This is a genomic window from Novosphingobium percolationis (genome assembly GCF_020179425.1).
Lineage (GTDB): Bacteria > Pseudomonadota > Alphaproteobacteria > Sphingomonadales > Sphingomonadaceae > Novosphingobium > Novosphingobium percolationis.
Genome location: NZ_JAILYM010000001.1, coordinates 483,337 through 501,303 on the forward strand (window position 1 = coordinate 483,337; position 17,967 = coordinate 501,303).

The 17,967-nt window shown below is 65.6% G+C and carries 16 protein-coding genes; 4 read left to right on the forward strand and 12 right to left on the reverse strand.

Annotated elements, in window-relative coordinates; genetic code table 11:
* Nucleotides 1-24 precede the first annotated feature (24 nt).
* Nucleotides 25-1,245, forward strand: a complete 1,221-nt coding sequence (gene hemA / locus K3A84_RS02180; protein WP_318248274.1) for a 5-aminolevulinate synthase — start codon at nucleotides 25-27, stop codon at nucleotides 1,243-1,245.
* Between the two features lie 169 nt (nucleotides 1,246-1,414).
* On the opposite strand, the gene K3A84_RS02185 is transcribed toward hemA, so the two are convergent.
* The 5 genes from K3A84_RS02185 to K3A84_RS02205 form a co-directional block, all read right to left on the reverse strand.
* Nucleotides 1,415-2,623, reverse strand: coding sequence for a type III PLP-dependent enzyme (locus K3A84_RS02185; protein ID WP_225007441.1), 1,209 nt, complete (start codon nucleotides 2,621-2,623; stop codon nucleotides 1,415-1,417).
* A 175-nt stretch (nucleotides 2,624-2,798) separates the two neighbouring features.
* Entirely contained in the window at nucleotides 2,799-4,016 is a 1,218-nt protein-coding gene (locus K3A84_RS02190; protein WP_225007443.1) for a serine hydrolase domain-containing protein, read from the reverse strand.
* Nucleotides 4,017-4,057: 41 nt separating this feature from the next.
* On the reverse strand, nucleotides 4,058-5,254 hold the full coding sequence (gene nspC / locus K3A84_RS02195; protein WP_225007444.1) for a carboxynorspermidine decarboxylase: 1,197 nt from the start codon (nucleotides 5,252-5,254) through the stop codon (nucleotides 4,058-4,060).
* 6 nt (nucleotides 5,255-5,260) lie between these two features.
* Nucleotides 5,261-5,776 (reverse strand): PDDEXK family nuclease, encoded by a 516-nt coding sequence (locus K3A84_RS02200; protein WP_225007445.1) that lies wholly within the window; start codon nucleotides 5,774-5,776, stop codon nucleotides 5,261-5,263.
* Between the two features lie 39 nt (nucleotides 5,777-5,815).
* Nucleotides 5,816-7,021, reverse strand: coding sequence for a saccharopine dehydrogenase family protein (locus K3A84_RS02205; protein WP_225007446.1), 1,206 nt, complete (start codon nucleotides 7,019-7,021; stop codon nucleotides 5,816-5,818).
* Between the two features lie 212 nt (nucleotides 7,022-7,233).
* Between K3A84_RS02205 and K3A84_RS02210 the strand changes: the two genes are divergently transcribed.
* The 3 genes from K3A84_RS02210 (at nucleotide 7,234) to K3A84_RS02220 (ending at nucleotide 9,647) form a co-directional block, all read left to right on the forward strand.
* Nucleotides 7,234-8,469, forward strand: a complete 1,236-nt coding sequence (locus K3A84_RS02210) for a DUF3419 family protein (protein WP_404823086.1) — start codon at nucleotides 7,234-7,236, stop codon at nucleotides 8,467-8,469.
* The gene (locus K3A84_RS02215) at nucleotides 8,469-9,116 is read left to right on the forward strand and encodes a class I SAM-dependent methyltransferase (protein WP_225007447.1); all 648 of its coding nucleotides are present in this window, start codon (nucleotides 8,469-8,471) and stop codon (nucleotides 9,114-9,116) included. Before K3A84_RS02210 ends, K3A84_RS02215 begins: the two co-directional genes overlap by 1 nt.
* A 96-nt stretch (nucleotides 9,117-9,212) precedes the next feature.
* Nucleotides 9,213-9,647 (forward strand): MAPEG family protein, encoded by a 435-nt coding sequence (locus K3A84_RS02220; protein ID WP_225007448.1) that lies wholly within the window; start codon nucleotides 9,213-9,215, stop codon nucleotides 9,645-9,647.
* Nucleotides 9,648-9,716: 69 nt separating this feature from the next.
* Here K3A84_RS02220 and K3A84_RS02225 read toward each other — a convergent pair whose 3' ends face one another.
* From K3A84_RS02225 to K3A84_RS02255, 7 genes are all read right to left on the reverse strand, one after another.
* Complete coding sequence (locus tag K3A84_RS02225; RefSeq protein WP_225007450.1) at nucleotides 9,717-10,922, reverse strand: class I SAM-dependent RNA methyltransferase; 1,206 nt, start codon at nucleotides 10,920-10,922, stop codon at nucleotides 9,717-9,719.
* The gene (locus tag K3A84_RS02230) at nucleotides 10,919-12,352 is read right to left on the reverse strand and encodes an NAD(P)H-hydrate dehydratase (protein ID WP_225007452.1); all 1,434 of its coding nucleotides are present in this window, start codon (nucleotides 12,350-12,352) and stop codon (nucleotides 10,919-10,921) included. Before K3A84_RS02230 ends, K3A84_RS02225 begins: the two co-directional genes overlap by 4 nt.
* The gene (locus K3A84_RS02235) at nucleotides 12,336-12,707 is read right to left on the reverse strand and encodes a hypothetical protein (RefSeq protein WP_225007453.1); all 372 of its coding nucleotides are present in this window, start codon (nucleotides 12,705-12,707) and stop codon (nucleotides 12,336-12,338) included. Before K3A84_RS02235 ends, K3A84_RS02230 begins: the two co-directional genes overlap by 17 nt.
* The gene (gene ilvD / locus K3A84_RS02240) at nucleotides 12,694-14,544 is read right to left on the reverse strand and encodes a dihydroxy-acid dehydratase (protein WP_225007454.1); all 1,851 of its coding nucleotides are present in this window, start codon (nucleotides 14,542-14,544) and stop codon (nucleotides 12,694-12,696) included. Before ilvD ends, K3A84_RS02235 begins: the two co-directional genes overlap by 14 nt.
* Before the next feature lie 110 nt (nucleotides 14,545-14,654).
* Complete coding sequence (locus K3A84_RS02245) at nucleotides 14,655-15,383, reverse strand: N-formylglutamate amidohydrolase (RefSeq protein WP_225007455.1); 729 nt, start codon at nucleotides 15,381-15,383, stop codon at nucleotides 14,655-14,657.
* Complete coding sequence (locus K3A84_RS02250; RefSeq protein WP_225007456.1) at nucleotides 15,383-16,186, reverse strand: 4-(cytidine 5'-diphospho)-2-C-methyl-D-erythritol kinase; 804 nt, start codon at nucleotides 16,184-16,186, stop codon at nucleotides 15,383-15,385. The genes K3A84_RS02245 and K3A84_RS02250 overlap by 1 nt, the downstream gene beginning before the upstream one ends.
* 70 nt (nucleotides 16,187-16,256) lie before the next feature.
* On the reverse strand, nucleotides 16,257-17,906 hold the full coding sequence (locus K3A84_RS02255; RefSeq protein WP_225007457.1) for an electron transfer flavoprotein-ubiquinone oxidoreductase: 1,650 nt from the start codon (nucleotides 17,904-17,906) through the stop codon (nucleotides 16,257-16,259).
* Nucleotides 17,907-17,967: the final 61 nt, after the last annotated feature.

The window sequence follows — 17,967 nt, forward strand, 5'->3', positions numbered from 1 at the left end:
TCCATGCAGCAGAGGAGCGGCGGGGTGAATTACGATCAGGTTTTTGATTCCGCTATCGAACGTCTGCATTCCGAGGGACGTTACCGCGTCTTCATCGACATCCTGCGCAACAAGGGCGCCTACCCCAATGCACGGTGCTTTGCCGGGCACAACGGGCCCAAGCCGATCACCGTGTGGTGTTCCAACGATTACCTTGCGATGGGCCAGCATCCCAAAGTGATTGCCGCGATGGAAGAGGCGCTGCACGACGTGGGCGCGGGCTCGGGCGGCACGCGCAACATCGGTGGCAACACGCACTATCACATCCAGCTCGAACAGGAACTGGCCGACCTGCATGGCAAGGACGGTGCGCTGCTGTTCACGTCGGGCTATGTCTCGAACGACGCCACGCTGTCGACGCTGGCCAAGATCCTGCCGGGCTGCGTGATCTTCTCCGACGAGCTGAACCACGCCTCGATGATCGCGGGCATCCGCAATTCGGGCGCGGACAAGAAGGTGTTCCGTCACAACGACATCGAGCATCTGGAGGAGCTACTGGCCGAAACCGATCCGGCGCTGCCCAAGCTGATCGCGTTCGAAAGCGTCTATTCGATGGACGGCGATGTCGCCCCGATCCACGCGATCTGCGACCTCGCCGAAAAGTACAATGCGCTGACGTACATCGATGAAGTTCACGCCGTGGGCATGTACGGCCCGCGCGGGGGCGGCATCACCGATCGCGATGAAGCGGCGCACCGTATCGACATCATCGAAGGCACGCTGGGCAAGGCTTTCGGCGTGATGGGCGGCTACATTGCGGCCGACACCCGGATCATCGACGTGATCCGCTCCTACGCGCCGGGCTTCATCTTCACCACCTCGCTCTCGCCCGTGCTGGTCGCCGGCGTGCTGGCGAGCGTGCGCCACCTCAAGGCCAGCAGCGTCGAGCGCGAGGGCCAGCAGGCCGCCGCCGCCCGCCTCAAGGAGCTGTTCCGCGACGCAGGGCTGCCGGTGATGGCTTCGACCACGCACATCGTGCCGCTGATGGTCGGCGATCCGGTGCGCGCCAAGAAGGTCAGCGACATCCTGCTCGCCGAATATGGCGTGTACGTGCAGCCGATCAATTTCCCGACCGTGCCGCGCGGCACCGAGCGCCTGCGCTTCACGCCCGGCCCTGCCCACAGCGAAGCGATGATGGTCGATCTGACCAAGGCGCTGGTGGAGATCTGGGAACGGCTCGACCTGGAAGTGAGGAAGGCGGCCTGACCGCCTGATATCACGAGCTTTTACAAAAAGCCCTCTTCCACACGGAAGGGGGCTTTTTGCTGTGCGTCGCGCAGCGGGGTGGGCTGAAGCCCCGCGCTGCGCCCGCACCACAGAAAAGGCCCCGGCACGCATCCGTGCCGAGGCCTTTTTCTTGTTGGTGCAGCGACGATCAGCGCAACGAAACGACGTTGTCCGAAACGCGCGGATCACGGCGGTCGCCCCGATACTGGCTGGCCATCGGCTCGTCCGAGACGGTGTAGACCTCGGTGGCGTCGAAGCCGTTGAACGCGGTCTTCATTGCCGCGCCATAGGCGCCGAGCATGCCGATCTCGATGAAATCGCCCGCCCGGATGTCGCCCGGCAGTTCGAACGGACCGTCCATGTGGTCCATGTCGTCGCAGGTCGGCCCCCAGAACGAGAAGCCCTCCACGTCCGCCGAAGCGCCATCGCGCAGCAGGCGGACCGGGAAGCGCCAGCCCACGTGAGCCGCATCGAACAGCGCGCCATAGGCACCGTCGTTGATGTACAGCTCTTCGCCGCGGCGCTTTTCCACGCGCACGATGATCGAGTTGTATTCGGCGCACAACGCACGGCCCGGCTCGCACCACAGCTCGGCCGAATACGACACCGGCAGCGATTCATAGGTGCGGTCGATGACGTCGAAGTAGTCTTCGAGCGGAGGCGGTTCCATGCCCGGATAGATCGACGGAAAACCACCGCCCACGTCGATGATGTCGACTGTGACAGAGGCATCGACGATAGCGGCGCGCGCCTTTTCCAGCGCCTGCACGTAGGCATGGGGACTCATCGCCTGGCTACCGACGTGGAAGCAGATGCCCAGCGAATCCGCGATCTGGCGGGTAGCCTGCAGCAGTTCCGCCGCTTGCGTCAGGTCGCAGCCGAACTTGCTGGCAAGGCTGAGTTCCGAATATTCCGACGAAACACGCAGACGCACGCACAGCGTCAGGTCTTCGGGGATCACGCCGCCATTGGCCTTGGTGGTCGCGGCCGCGATCTTCTCCAACTCCTCGAGCGAATCGAGGCTGAAAACGCGCACGCCATGGTCGCGGTAGGCTTCCACGATCGCACTTGGCGTCTTGACCGGATGCATGAAGCACAGCGTCGCTTGCGGCAGGGTCGAGCGCACCAGACGGACCTCGGCGATCGAAGCGACGTCGTAGTGGGTCACCCCCGCATCCCACAGGACCTTGAGCAGGTCGGGCGACGGGTTGGCCTTCACGGCATAAAGCGAGCGGCCCGGGAAATTCTCGACAAAGAACTTCGCGGCCCGCGCCGCAGCGTGCGGGCGGTTCAAAACAGCGGGTTGGTCGGGCGCGAAGGTGCGCGCTACAGCCAGTGCGTCAGGATGGATGTGCAACTCAAGGGACCCCCAAACGGAACTGTTGAACGAAGCTGCCTTGCGGTTTGGAAGTCCCCATGGGGCAGCGAGAGGGGGCTAAATAGGACCCTCGCGCTGAACATCAAGTGAAAAAAAGGGCGATTCAGAATTCCGTCAAAAAAATGAAACAAACACTACCAACGTGGCGGTTTTCCTACAGTTTCAGCACATCTGCGAGCGCTCTCCACGCGGGCAGCGACAAGGGGTCGTTGGCCCCGTTCGCTGCCGTCGGATGCGAGGCGAATCGTGCCACCACCATTTCGGCTGCGGGATCGATCCACAGCGTCTGCCCGTGGATGCCGCGCGCGCTGAAAGCGCCGCCTTCGTCGTGGGCATGCCACCACTGGCTACCATAGCTCCAGCCCGGCAACTGCGGGTAGCGCGCAGGATCGAACTTACCCGGATCGCCGCCCGCGCGGATCGCCGCGATCGCGCCCGGCAGAAGCCCCCCTGTGCGGATCGCCTCGCCGAACCGGGCCAGATCCTCCAGCCGCAGGCAAAGCCCGCCGCCTGCGAACGGCGTGCCGATCTCGTCGACGATCAGGTCGGCATCGCCCAGCATTCCGCAAGGGCGCCAGATACGCTCGGACAGGACTTGCGCCAGCGGCTTGCCCTCCACCCGCGCGACGATCCACGCCAGCACCTCGGTGTTGATCGTGCGATAGGTGAACTTGACGTCATGCGCGCCATCGGGGCGCACGGTTTCGAGAAAGGCGCACAAGTCGCGCGGGCCCTCGTAGGAATTCGGCCTTGGCGTCAGCCCCAGCGCCGCGCTGTAGGCTCCGATTCCCGACGACGGATCGGCATAGTCTTCCGAAAAATCGAGCCCCGTGGTCATGTCGAGGACGTGCGACACGCGCGCCGTACCGTACCCGCCCTGCGCCAGTTCCGGCAGGATGTCGCGCACGTGCGCTGACGGATCGAGTCGCCCTTCGTCGATCAGCAGCCGCGCCAGCGTGCCGATGAAGCTCTTGGTCACCGAAAACGCGATGTGCCGCGCCTCCGGCCCGGTCACGCCGAACCAGCGCTCGAACACCACGGCCCCACGGTGCAGTACAATGATTCCGTCGGTGAAGGCGTCGACCAGCGAATCTTCGAAACGGATGGGCGTTTCTCGCCCGCTAGGCACGAAGCGCACGTCGGCCAAATCGTTACGCAACGCCCTCGGGAACGGCTGCCCCTCGCCCGAAGCCGCCACGCGGACGGTGGGCAGGAACTGGCGCATGTTCGCATAGGACCAGCGGATCATCGGAAAGCGCATGTGGTCCGCGCGCGCGGTCAGGATGCGCCGGTCGGGCGGCGGTGGATTGCCCTGCATCCAGCCCATCGTCACCGGATCGCTGGTGCGCCCGTCGAGCATTTCCTTCGCCATCGGCTTTCTCCCGCCCTTATCTTGTCGGACGGGAGGATGCCTCAGGACAGCCGGTCGCGGAAGTCCTGATACGAAAACGTCCGCACGCGTTCGAGCGCATCGGTCTCGCTGTCCCACAGCCAGATCGACGGCAGCGGCACGCCGTTGAAGGTCGTTGTCTTGACCATCGAATAGTGCGCCTGGTCGAGGAACGCGAAGCGCGCACCCGGCTCGCAGGGCACCGGCAGCCGGTAATCGCCGATGACGTCACCCGCCAGGCAAGAAGGCCCGCCGAGGCGAACGGGAGCATCACCCTGCCCGTCTTCGTATTCGTCGATCGGCAGTTCGCCCAGCATCGCAGGGCGATAGGGCGCCTCGATCACGTCGGGCATATGGCACGTCGCCGAAATGTCGGTGATGGCGAGCGGCATCCCGTTCCAGTGGGTATCCAGCACCGTGCCGACGAGAATGCCCGCATCGAGCGCCACCGCCTCGCCCGGTTCGAGATAGATCTGGCACCCCGTCTCTTCGCGCACATTCTTGAGAAACTGGATGAGGTCATCGCGCTGGTAATCGGCGCGCGTGACATGATGCCCGCCACCGAAGTTCAGCCATTCGAGCTGGGGGAAGAACCGCTCGATCCTTGGGCGCAAGGCATCCCACGTGCGCTGAAGCGGTTCGAAGTCCTGCTCGCACAGCGTGTGGAAATGCAGGCCCGTCACGCCTTCGAGATGCGCGTCCTCAAGCTGGTCGATCGGGAATCCAAGCCGCGAATGCGGCGCGCACGGATCGTAACGCGGCACTTCACCTTCGGCATGCAACGGGTTGATCCGCAAGGCAATGTCGAAGACCTCACCCTGCGCCCGCGCCGCGTCGATCTGCGGGCGAAAGCGCGCGTGCTGCCCCGGCGAATTGAAGATCACGTGGTCCGACAGCCGCAGGATCTCGGGCAGGTCGTCCGCCTTGTAGGCCGCGCAGTATGTCGCGATCTCGCCCTGATAATGCTCCGCTGCCAGCAACGCTTCCCAAAGGCCCGAGGTGCAGACGCCATCGAGGTAGTCCCCGACGATCGGCGCCACGCGCCACATGCTGAACGCCTTGAGCGCCGACAGCACCTTGATCCCTGCCGCATCACGGAGATTGGCAAGGATCTTCAGATTCTGCCTGAGCTTCGCCGCATCCACGACAAAGGCCGGGCTATCCACCCGCCCCATGTCGAACTGCGCAAACGCGCCCGGATCGCCGGCTCTGGTTTCCATATCAACTCACTTCTCGTGTACACCGAAACGGTGGTTTGCAGCCTGCAAGAAGGCCTCTTTCCAGCCAAGTCGGGAGCGGCCGCCCAGATGGCCCAGATTTCCTAGATCGATAGAACAGGGAGGATGGTTGCTGAAGCGGCCACTCACAAAGCCACCCTCATGCCAGTCTGAAAACACATTATCCTCGGTGTCCCGGTCAGGGGAAAAGGTGGAAAGATCCCGATCCCACTCATTTCGATGGGGGTTCGGCGGTCCATGACTCAGTATAACTACATGTTCGGTGGCGACACAAAGTTCGCTGGCTTTTAAGAATTCTAAGGGGTCTGGTGGGCGCCCCTTCACTTCAAAAAAAGCCTCCAGTTCCGGCAGATAAAAGTCTGGAAGGTAAGAGCCAGAGGGCAAGCGGTAGCCCTCTGGCTCATAGTCATAGCGCCAACCCAGCGCATCGAAAACAACAGCCCAACGCGCCTCAGCCCGAGAACGAAATTTGATCCCGCGATAGAGAGTCTGAATTACGCTCATGAATGACTAGGCCACACTCTCTAGATGATTGGCCAAGCCTCAGAACGCCAGCGGACCGGCCAGTTCCTTCACCTGCCAGGGCAGGCCATGCTTGTTGAGCATGTCCATGTAGGGATCGGGGTCGAACTGTTCGATGTTGAACACGCCCTCACCCTTCCAGATCCCCTGCACCATCAGCGCCGCCCCGATCATCGCCGGAACGCCGGTGGTGTAGCTGACCGCCTGGTTGCCCGTCTCGTGATAGGCGTCCTCGTGGTCGCAGATGTTGTAGATGTAGAAGGTCTTCTCGACCCCGTCCTTCAGGCCCGTGGCGATGTCGCCGATGTTGGTCTTGCCCTTGGTCGTGGCGCCCAGCGAGGCGGGCTCGGGCAGCACGGCCTTGAGGAACTGGAGCGGGATGATCTCCTTGCCCTCGTAGATCACAGGGTCGATCCGCGTCATGCCCACGTTCTGCAGCACGGTCAGGTGCGTGATGTAGGCATCGCCGAAGGTCATCCAGAAGCGGATGCGCTCGATTTCCGGCAGGTGATGCGCGAGGCTTTCCAGCTCCTCGTGGTACATCAGGTACATGTTCTTGGGGCCGACCGCCTCGAAATCGAAGTTCTCGCGGATGGTCAGCGCCGGGGTCTCGATCCATTCGCCGTTCAGCCAGTGGCGCGCGGGCGCGGTCACTTCGCGGATGTTGATTTCCGGGTTGAAGTTGGTGGCGAAGTGCTGGCCATGATCGCCCCCGTTGCAATCGAGGATGTCGAGCGTGCGGATCGTGTCGAGCTTGTGCTTCTTCAGCCAGGTTGCGAACACGCTGGTCACGCCCGGATCGAAGCCCGAGCCGAGCAGCGCCATCAGGCCGGCTTCCTTGAAACGTTCCTGGTAGGCCCACTGCCACTTGTATTCGAACTTGGCCTCGTCGATCGGCTCGTAGTTCGCGGTGTCCATGTAGTTGACGCCAGCGGCCAGGCAGGCGTCCATGATGTGCAGGTCCTGGTACGGCAGAGCGAGGTTGACGACCAGCACCGGCGTGACCTCGTTGAGCAGCGCGGTGGTTGCAGCGACGTCGTCGGCGTCGATCTGATAAGTCGCGATCGTCTGGCCGGTGCGCTCCTTCACCGAAGCGGCGATGGCATCGCACTTGGCTTTCGTGCGGCTCGCCAGCGCGATTTCGCCGAAGATGTCGGGGTTCATCGCCATCTTGTGGACGGCGACCGAGCCGACGCCGCCGGCGCCGATGACAAGGACCTTGGCCATGGATAACTCCCGGAAAAATGCAGTGTGAAGGCCGCGGACGGATGCTCGCGCGGCGGACATGGCCAGCGCCTTTAGGGCAAGGGCGTTACAAACCCAATACCCTATCGGCAACCCGCCCCAACCCGCTCGCCAAGCGAGTGTCACAATACCACAACGCGATAATCCTATCGGCCCGAGCCAAGGACCGACGCAAAAGGACTTGAGCGAGCCCCATGCAGACCAGCAAGCCGCAATTCGCCGCCGAAACGCAGAAGAAGGTCAAGGGCGCGATGGTGCGCAAGAGCGTGGGCGTCGGCACGCGCCTGCTCGACCACGCCTTCGCCTTCGCCTTCCGGGGGCTTGTCTACGCGCAGATCTGGGAAGACCCGGACGTCGACATGGAGGCGCTGCAGATCCAGACCGACAGCCGGATCGTGGCAATCGCCAGCGGGGGCTGCAACGTGCTGTCCTATCTCGTCGCCAACCCGGAGGCGATCACCGCGGTCGACCTCAACACCGCGCACGTGGCGCTGAACAAGCTCAAGCTCGCCTCGGCGCGGCACCTGCCCGACTACGCGCTGTTCCGCCGTTTCTTCGGCGAGGCTGACAGCAAGGCCAATATCGAAGCCTACCACGCCTTCATCGCGCCGCATCTCGACGAGCCGACGCGCCGCTACTGGGAAGGCCGCGACCTGATCGGCCGCCGCCGCATCGGCGGTTTCCAGAAGGGCATCTACAAGCGCGGATTGCTGGGCAATTTCATCGGTGTGGCGCACCTTCTTGCTAAGGTCTATCGCATCGACCTGTCGAAGATCCTTGCCGCGCGTTCGATCGAGGAACAGCGCGCGGTGTTCGAGACCGAGATGGCGCCGGTGTTCGACAAGAAGTTCGTGCGCTGGCTGACCGACCAGCCTGCCTCGCTGTTCGGCCTCGGCATTCCCCCGGCGCAATTCGACGTGCTGGCGGGCGATCAGCCTATGGCCAACGTGCTGCGCCGCCGCCTCGAAAAGCTCGCCTGCGATTTCGATGTCTCGGACAACTATTTCGCATGGCAGGCTTTTTCACGCGGATATGGCCGCGCGGCCGAATGCCCGCTGCCGCCCTATCTCCAGGCCGCGAACTGGCAGACGGTGCGCGCCCGCGTCGACCGCGTCGACGTGCGCCACGCCAACATGACCGAGCATCTGGCGGCCCAGCCCGACGCCTCGCTCGATCGCTACGTCCTGCTCGACGCGCAGGACTGGATGACCGACGACCAGCTGAACGACCTCTGGCGTCAGATCACGCGCACCGCCCGTCCCGGCGCGCGCGTGCTGTTCCGCACCGCCGCCGAGCCGAGCCTGCTGCCGGGCCGCCTCGACGACGCGGTGCTGGCGCGCTGGAACTACCATGCCGAGGCCAGCCTCGATTACACCCGCCGCGACCGCTCCTCGATCTATGGCGGCGTCCACCTCTACGAGCTGGCGTGATGGCAAGCGTCGCTACCGCTTCGCATGGCGCGCTGATGGATGCCGTGTACCGGCGGCAGAAGCACATCTATGACGCCACGCGAAAGTACTACCTGTTCGGGCGCGACACCCTGATTTCGGCGCTCGATGCCCCGGTCGGAACCAGCGTGCTGGAAGTGGGCTGCGGCACCGGGCGCAATCTGGCGCTGATCGGAAAGCGCTGGCCGGGCGCGGCGCTGCACGGGCTCGACATCTCGCAGGAGATGCTTTTGATCGCGTCGGGCCGGTTGGGCACAAAGGCTGCGCTAGCTTTGGGCGATGCCACCAATTTCGATCCCAAGGCGCTGTTCGGACGCGACAATTTTGACCGGATCGTGATTTCCTACGCAGTGTCGATGATCCCCGTCTGGCGCGAGGCGGTGGTCCATGCGGCATCGCTGCTGGCGCCGGGCGGATCGCTGCATATCGTTGATTTCGGAGATCTTTCCGGCCTGCCCGCCCCCTTGCGCGTGGGCCTTCGGGGCTGGCTGGCGAGCTTCCACGTCACCCCGCGCACCGACCTTGGCGCGGCGCTGGCGGCACTGTGCGAGGACGCTCCCTTCGCCGCGACGACGCGACGCGGGCCGCTGGGATACTTCCAGATCGGAGTGCTGACCCGCAACCGATAATGGGTTGCATTTGACAATCGACCCAGGCCCACGCACTCTTTCGCCACGGCAGCTCGGCAATGTTCGGAAACTGCCTGAAGAGGGGGAGTGAAACCTATGATCGGAATGACGATCCTGAAACCCGTGGTCGCGCTGGCGGCGTGGACCATGGTGATGTGGGTGTGGATGTACGTCACCCGCATCCCCGCGATTGCGAAGCTGCCCAAGCCCTCCGAACCGGGGGCGGACCAGGGCTGGACCGGCGCGATGCTGGAAACGTTGATCCCGCGCGAGATCCAGTGGAAGGCGCACAATTACAATCACCTGCATGAAGCACCTACGGTGTTCTATGCGGTGTGCGTGGTGCTTGCCATGATCGGTCAGGGCGATGGCCTCAACGCTCAGATCGCCTGGGCTTACGTGGCCTTGCGCGTACTCCACTCGCTCTGGCAGTCGACCGTCAACAAGGTCAACGTCCGCTTCCTGTTGTTCGCGCTCTCCAGCCTCGCGCTGATGGCGCTGGTCCTGCACGCCGCTTTGGCGGTGTTCTGAACGACACCTAGACGCACCTGAACGACACCTAACGGCACCAAGGGCCGCCTGAACGCGTTTCAGGCGGCCTTATGCGTCCTTGAGAAACAGGCTGGCGAGTTCGACGTGGGTCGACCAACGGAACTGCCCCACCGCGCGTAAGCCTGCGAGCCGATAGCCGCCCGCGATCAGCGTCGCGGCATCCTTCGCCCAACTCGCCGGATTGCAGCTGACGTAACAGACCCGCGCCACCTTGCTCGCCGCGATCTGCGCCACCTGTTCCTTTGCCCCGGCCCTTGGCGGATCGAGAACGACGGCGCCGAAGCGGTCGAGTTCCTCGGTGCGCAGCGGATTGCGGAACAGGTCGCGATGGAGCGCGTGGACGGGGCGGCCACTGGATCGCGCCGCTGCCTGGCAGGCAAGGTGCGCGTCGCGTGCGGCTTCGACCGCGAGAACCTTGGTCTGCGGGCCTGCCAGCGCGAAGGCGAACGTGCCGAGGCCTGAGAACAGGTCTGCAACAGTGGAACTGCCCGCCAGCCATGCACGCGCGGCGCCGGTCAGAGCATCCTCGCCATCGCGGGTCGCTTGCAGGAAGGCGCCGGGAGGCAGGCCGACCGGCGTATCGCCGAGCGTGACGGTGACGGGATCGGGCTCCCATACGCTTTCCGGCCCATAGCCGTTGTCGAGCGTCAGGCGGGCAAGCTTGTGATCGCGCGCGAAGTCGAGCAGCGCCTCGGTGCGGGTGAGATCGTCCGCCGTGATCCCGTGAAGGGCGAGCGCAACCCCTTGATCCGCCAGCGTCATTTCGACGTCGACGGCCAGCTTGCGCGTCGCCCAGCTTTCGAGCAGGCGCTTGATCGGCGCGATCAGATCGAGCAGTTCGGGCGCGAGCACGTGGCATTCGCGCAAGTCGACGATCTTGTGGCTGCCCTGTTCGCGAAAACCGAGGACAACGCGCTTGCCGATCGCCTGCGCATGGAGCGTGGCGCGGCGGCGGGTGCTGGGCGGCGACAGGTGCGCGGGCTCGGCGGGCGGCGGGGCGATGTCCTGCCCAAGCGCGGCGCCTTCGACGCGTCCGAACACATATTCTTCCAGCGCGCGTTCCGAGAGGTGCTGGAGCTGGCAGCCGCCGCAGGCGGGGAAGTGGCGGCATGGCGGATCGACGTGGTCGGGGCCGCGCGTCACACTGCCGTCGGCTTCGAGGATATCGCCGGGCGCGGCGAGCGCGATGTAGCGGCCGTCGGCGGTCTGGCCCTCGCCCTTGGCGGCGATGCGGATCACGCGGGTGCCGGTCATGACATGGCTCCTGCCAGCGCGCGGTTCGCGGCGTGCGCGAGATCGCCAGCGGTGAAGGCGGGGCCGGACAAGCGCGCGGCCTCGCCGTGGAGCCACAGACCTTCGCGCGCGGCGCGCGGTGCATCGCCAGTGACCGCAAGACGGCTGGCGACCAGCCCTGCGAGAACGTCCCCGGTCCCGGCAGCGGAGAGCCAGGTCGAAGCGCGCGGCGCCACGGTGACGGCGCCATCGGGATCGGCGATCACGCTGTCGGGGCCTTTGAGCAGGACGGTTGCCGTCGCGGCCTTGGCCAGCGCGGCTGCGCGGGCGTGGCGCGGGCCTGCACCGGAGAGCGCGAAGGCGCTTTCGAGCGCGGCCATTTCGCCTTGGTGGGGAGTGAGGATGGCGGGCGCTTTCAATGGGAGGTCAGGACCGAGCAGCACGAGCGCATCGGCATCGAGAACGGTGGGAATCGCACGCGCAATGACTGCCGCCAGATGGCGGCGCGCCGTCTCGTCACGGCCAAGACCGGGGCCGATCAGCAGCGCGGCGAACCGGGGCTCGGTCAGCAGGTCGCCGATCGGTCCTTGACGGACGACGAGTTCGGCGGGCGGGGTGCTGGACGAGGCGTGAGGCACTGCGGCGAGGACAGGTTGGAGCAGTTTGACGTACCCGGCCCCTGCCCTGAGCGCCGCCGTGGCCGAGAGGATGGGCGCGCCGGGCATATTGCCCGAGACTACCCCGAGCAAGCCGCGCCGGTACTTGTGCGCATCGGGCCCGGGTGCGGCGAAGCGGGGGCGTTGCAGCAGGCACGGCGCTTCTGCGCGCAACGTTACGCCGATGTCCACCAGCCGCAGCGCGCCCATCGTGGCCGTGGCGGGCATTGTCCAGTGCGCGTGCTTCCACGCGCCGAGCGCGATGGTCAGGGCGTTGGCGGGAAGCCCTGTGTTGAGCGGCTCGCCCCGGTCGCTGTCCACGCCGCTGGGCAAGTCCACCGCGACGGTGCGATGGTGCGCGGCAGCGAGCCGCTGGAGCAGCGCCAGCAGATCGTCGGGCAGCGCGCGGGTCAACCCGCTGCCGAACAGGCAATCGACGAAAACATCCCCGGAAACAGAGGCTTGCGCATCCGTTACGTGACCTGTGAACAGGCCGAGCGCGTTGATCGCCGCGGGCGTGGCGGGATCGCGCGCCGCAACGACGGTGACCGCGTTGCCATGCTCCATCAGGTGCCGCGCGATGACATAGCCATCGCCGCCGTTGTTACCGGGGCCGCACAGCACGGTGACGGGACGCCCTGCGGCAAGGCGGCGGACGAGTTCCCCCGCACCGCGCCCGGCGATCTCCATCAGCGCTTCGACCGCGGTTCCGCCCGCGATCAGCTCCTCCTCGGCCGCGCGCATTTGCGCGACGGTCAGGATCTGGCGGAGCGTTGCATCACGGGGTCGGGGCATCGGACGGACTGGTATCCGGCTTGAGGCTGGCGGGGAAGCGATAACGATCCTGTCCGACGCTGACTTCGAGCACGCCATCGGCAACCCAGTGCGCGGTGGATTGCTCGACGCCGTCTGCCACGATCACGCCGCGACCGTCGCCCACTTTCTCGAAGCGGCGGAACATGCCGTCGGGTGCGGCGACGACCAGCACCGTACGGCCATTCTGCACCGCCGGTTCGACGGTGCAGTCCGGCTTGAACGCAGTCGCGCCCGCCAGCGCGCAGTCGATGTGCCGGAGCGGTGGCCCTACCTCACCGCCCTGACCGCAGGCGGCGAGAGCCAGCAGTGGAAGGAGCGCGTCAGCCCTTCGCATCGAGTTGCGAAATATCGCGCACCGCGCCGCGCGCGGCGCTGGTGGTCATCGCGGCATAGGCCTTGAGCGCGGTGGACACCTTGCGCGGGCGATCCTTGGCGGGTTTCCACCCCTTGGCATCCTGTGCCGCGCGGCGGCGGGCGAGTTCGTCCTCCGACACCTGCAGCACGATCGAACGGCCCGGAATGTCGATGGCGATCACGTCGCCGTTCTCGACCAGGCCAATGGTGCCGCCCTCAGCCGCTTCGGGCGAGACGTGGCCGATCGACAGGCCCGAGGTGCCGCCCGAGAAGCGCCCGTCGGTGAGCAGCGCGCAAGCCGCACCCAGCCCCTTCGACTTGAGGTAGCTGGTGGGATAGAGCATTTCCTGCATGCCGGGGCCGCCCTTTGGCCCTTCGTAGCGGATCACGACAACGTCGCCCGCCACGACCTGCCCGGTGAGGATCGCCGTCACCGCCGCGTCCTGGCTTTCATAGACCTTGGCCGGGCCGGTGAACTTGAGGATCTTGTCGTCGACGCCGGCGGTCTTCACGATGCAGCCATCGAGCGCGATGTTGCCGTTGAGCACGGCGAGGCCGCCGTCCTTCGAGAAGGCATGCTCGGCCGAACGGATCACGCCCTTTTCGCGGTCGAGGTCAAGTTCTTCCCAGCGACGGTTCTGGCTGAAGGCGACCTGCGTGGGCACGCCGCCGGGCGCGGCCTTGAAGAATTCCTGCACCGACGGTGCGTTGGTGCGCGCAATGTCCCACTGGTTGAGCGCATCGCCCATGGTGCGCGCGTGGACGGTCGGCAGGTCGGTGTGGAGCAGCCCGGCGCGATCGAGTTCGCCGAGGATGGCGAAGATGCCGCCCGCGCGGTGGACGTCTTCCATGTGGACGTCGGACTTGGCCGGGGCGACCTTCGACAAGCACGGCACCTTGCGGCTCAGCCGGTCGATGTCGGTCATCGTGAAATCGACGCCCGCTTCGTGCGCGGCGGCGAGCAGGTGCAGCACGGTGTTGGTCGAGCCGCCCATGGCGATATCGAGGCTCATCGCGTTCTCGAACGCGCCGAAGCTGGCGATGGCGCGCGGCAGCACGCTCTCATCGTCCTGTTCGTAATAGCGCTTGCACAGATCGACCGCGACGCGGCCCGCTTCGAGGAACAGGCGCTTGCGATCGGCGTGGGTGGCGAGCGTGGAGCCGTTGCCGGGCAGCGAGAGGCCCAGCGCTTCGGTCAGGCAGTTCATCGAATTGGCGGTGAACATACCCGAGCACGATCCGCAGGTCGGGCAGGCCGAACGCTCGATGGTCTGCACTTCTTCATCGGAATAGGCTTCGTCGGCGGCGGCGACCATGGCGTCGACGAGATCGAGCGCGACTTCCTTGCCGCGCAGCACGACCTTGCCCGCTTCCATCGGACCGCCCGAAACGAACACCACCGGAATGTTGATGCGCAGCGCGGCCATGAGCATGCCCGGCGTGATCTTGTCGCAGTTGGAGATGCACACCATGGCATCGGCGCAGTGCGCGTTGACCATGTATTCGACGCTGTCGGCGATCAGGTCGCGGCTGGGCAGCGAATAGAGCATGCCGTCGTGGCCCATGGCGATGCCATCGTCGACCGCGATGGTGTTGAACTCCTTGGCCACCCCGCCCGCAGCCTCGATCTCGCGCGCGACCATCTGGCCAAGATCCTTGAGGTGGACGTGGCCGGGAACAAACTGCGTGAAGCTGTTGACCACCGCGATGATCGGCTTGCCGAAGTCGCTGTCCTTCATGCCCGTGGCGCGCCAGAGCCCGCGCGCGCCCGCCATGTTGCGTCCGTGCGTCGTGGTGCGGGAACGATAGGCGGGCATGGGATCGACTCCGAAGTTGAGGGTTGGTTCGGGTTTTGCTGCGGCCCTACCGTAGCAATCGTCAGCCGTCGAAGGTTAAATTTGCGACGACTTCCGACCTAGATTGGAGCTCATTCGCCGATGGCAATGGCCACGCGATTGGCAATGCGCCAGAGGCGTTCGGCCCATTCGGCCTGGCCCTCGGCGTGGTCGATCAGGTCCTGCCGGATCTCTATGCCGAGGTAGGGGCGGCCATCGGCTTCGGCATGGCGGTTCATCGTGGCGTTGAGCAAGCGCCCCGAATAGGGCTGCTGGTCGCCGACGATCAGGCCTTCGGCTTCGAGCAGGGGAATGGCGATGCGGGCGGCGCGGTCGTCCTGGTTGTAGAGCACGCCGACGTGCCAGGGGCGCGGCTCATCGCTGGTGGCAAGCTGAGGCGTGAAGCTGTGCAGCGAGAGGATCAGCGCAGGGGGCGCGGCCTCGATCGTGGCGGCGAGCGCATCGTGATAGGGACGGAAGAAGCGGGCGAGACGGGCTACGTGGCCGGCGTGGTCGAGCGCGTTGCCGGGGATGGCGTGGCCGTCGCTGGCGATGGGAACGACCGTGGGCAAATGCTCGTCGCGGTTGAAATCGCAGACGAGGCGGCTGACGTTGCCCTGGAAGGCAGCGACGCCGGGACGCTGCGCCATGGCCGCGCCGATCGGGCCGACGCCGATGTCGATGGCGACGTGCTGGGTCAGGATCTCGGGCGCGATGCCGAGGTCGATGTCGGCGGGAACGCGGTTGGAGGCGTGGTCGGAGACGACGAGGATGCCGCCGAAGCGCGGGGTGCCGATCAGGCGGAAGGCTTCGTGCTCCATCAGCGGAGGGCTCCGGCGAGGGTCCACCATGCGGGTGGCATTTGCGCCTGCGCCGCGTCGCGCTGTTCAGGCGTGTCGTACAGCGCGAAGCAGGTCGCGCCGGATCCGCTCATCCGGGCGAGCCATGCGCCGGTTGCGCGCAGGGCGGCGAGGACGTCCGCGATCTGGTGGACGAGCACGAGCGCGGGGGCTTCGAGGTCGTTGCGGCCTTCCAGCGCGATGGTGCGTAAATTACCTTGCGGCAACGCGCCGCGATCGACGCCGTCCCAGCCCTTGAACACCGGGCCGGTGGCGAGCGGGATGCGCGGATTGACCAGCAGCACGGGAGTTCCGGCAAGGTCGTTGGCCAGGGCCTCCAGCTCGATGCCGGTGCCGCGACCGATGCAGGCGAGGCTTTCGACGCAGGCGGGGACGTCAGCGCCCAGCTTTGCGGCGCGAGCATGCCAGTCGTCGGGCAGGCCATGAGCATCGCGCACCATGCGGAAGACCGCGCCCGCGTCGGCCGACCCGCCGCCAAGGCCCGCCGCGACGGGCAGGCGCTTGTCGAGCGTGACGTCCCAGCCTGCTCCGTGCGGAAGCGAGGAGAGCGCGCGGGCGACGATGTTGTCGAAAGGATTATCGAGCGTGCCGGCGAACTCGCCGGTGACGTGGAGGCGGTCCTGCTCGGCGGCGCGCGCGGTCAGAGCATCGCCCGCATTGACGAAAGCAAACAGCGTTTCGAGTTCGTGATAGCCATCCTCGCGGCGTCGGCGGACGTGGAGCGCGAGGTTGATCTTGGCGTAGGCGGTTTCGGAAAGGGTCATTGCAGCCCCTCTGAAACGAAACAAGGCGCCGGAGCAAGCCCCCGGCGCCTCGTCCTGTTTGGTCACCCGATCACATGTTCGGGTAGTTGGGGCCGCCGCCGCCTTCCGGCGTCACCCAGTCGATGTTCTGGGTCATGTCCTTGATGTCGCAGGTCTTGCAGTGGACGCAGTTCTGCGCGTTGATCTGCAGGCGCGGATTGCCTTCTTCCACGCCGACAAACTCGTAGACGCCCGCCGGGCAATAGCGGGCTTCAGGCCCGGCATAGAGCGGCAGGTTGATGCGCGTCGGGACCGTGGGGTCCTTCAGCTTGAGGTGGCAGGGCTGGTCTTCCTCGTGGTTGGTCCCTGAGAGGAACACGCTCGACAGGCGGTCAAAGCTGATCACGCCGTCCGGCTTGGGATAGGCGATCGGCTTGAACAGGTCGGCGCGCTGCGTCGCCTCGCTGTCGCGGTGGTGCTTGAGCGGCTTGGCGATGCCGAACTTGAACAGCTGGCGCAGCCACATGTCGGCGCCGGCCAGGACCGTGCCCAGCTCGCCGCCGAACTTGGCGATCAGCGGCTGCGCGTTCTGGACCTTCTTAAGCTCGGTCGCGATCCAGCTTTCGCGGACGGCAGTGTCGTATTCGACCATGTCGTCCTTTTCACGGCCCGCCGCGATCGCCGCGACAATCGATTCGGCGGCCAGCATCCCGCTCTTCATCGCGGTGTGGCTGCCCTTGATGCGGGGCACGTTGACGAAGCCCGCCGAGCACCCGATCAGCGCGCCGCCGGGGAACGACAGGCGCGGCACCGACTGCCAGCCACCTTCGTTGATCGCGCGCGCGCCGTAGGACACGCGACGACCGCCTTCGAGGATCTTGCGGATTTCCGGGTGGGTCTTCCAGCGCTGGAATTCCTCGAACGGGAAGACATAGGGGTTGGCGTAATCGAGCGCGGTGACGAAGCCGATCGCGACCTGGTTGTTGGCCTGATGATACAGGAAGCCACCACCCCAGGTGTTGCTTTCCGACAGCGGCCACCCTTGCGTGTGCAGCACGCGGCCCGGAACGTGCTTGTCGGGATCGATGTCCCACAGTTCCTTGATGCCGATGCCATAGACCTGCGGCTCGCAATCGCGCTCGAGGTCGTAATGCGCCTTCAACCGCTTGGTCAGGTGGCCACGCGCGCCTTCGGCGAACAGCGTGTACTTGGCGTGCAGCTCCATGCCGGGCTGGTAATCGCCCTTCTTCTCGCCGTCCTTGCCGATGCCCATGTCGCCGGTGGCGACCCCCATGACCGCGCCGTTTTCATCGAACAGCACTTCGGCGGCAGGGAAACCGGGGAAGATTTCGACGCCCAGTTCCATCGCCTGTTCGGCGAGCCAGCGGCACAGGCTGCCCAGCGAGCCGGTGTAGTTGCCGTGGTTCGACATGAACGGAGGCATCGGCCAGTGCGGAATGCTCATCTTGCCCTTGCGGGTGAGCACCCAGTGCCAGTTGTCAGTGACCGGGGTTTCCGCCATCGGGCAACCCATGTCGCGCCATTCGGGCAGCAGTTCATCGAGCGCGCGCGGATCGACCACCGCACCCGAAAGGATGTGCGCGCCGACTTCGGAGCCCTTTTCCAGCAGGCAGACCGAAAGGTCCGGATTGACCTGCTTGAGACGGATGGACGCCGCCAACCCCGCAGGACCGCCCCCGACGATCACCACGTCATAGGGCATCGATTCCCGTTCGCTCATTCCCCTGGCTCCGACTAAACGCTCGATTGACTATGCGTCCGCCTTGAAAGCTGGCGCGTCC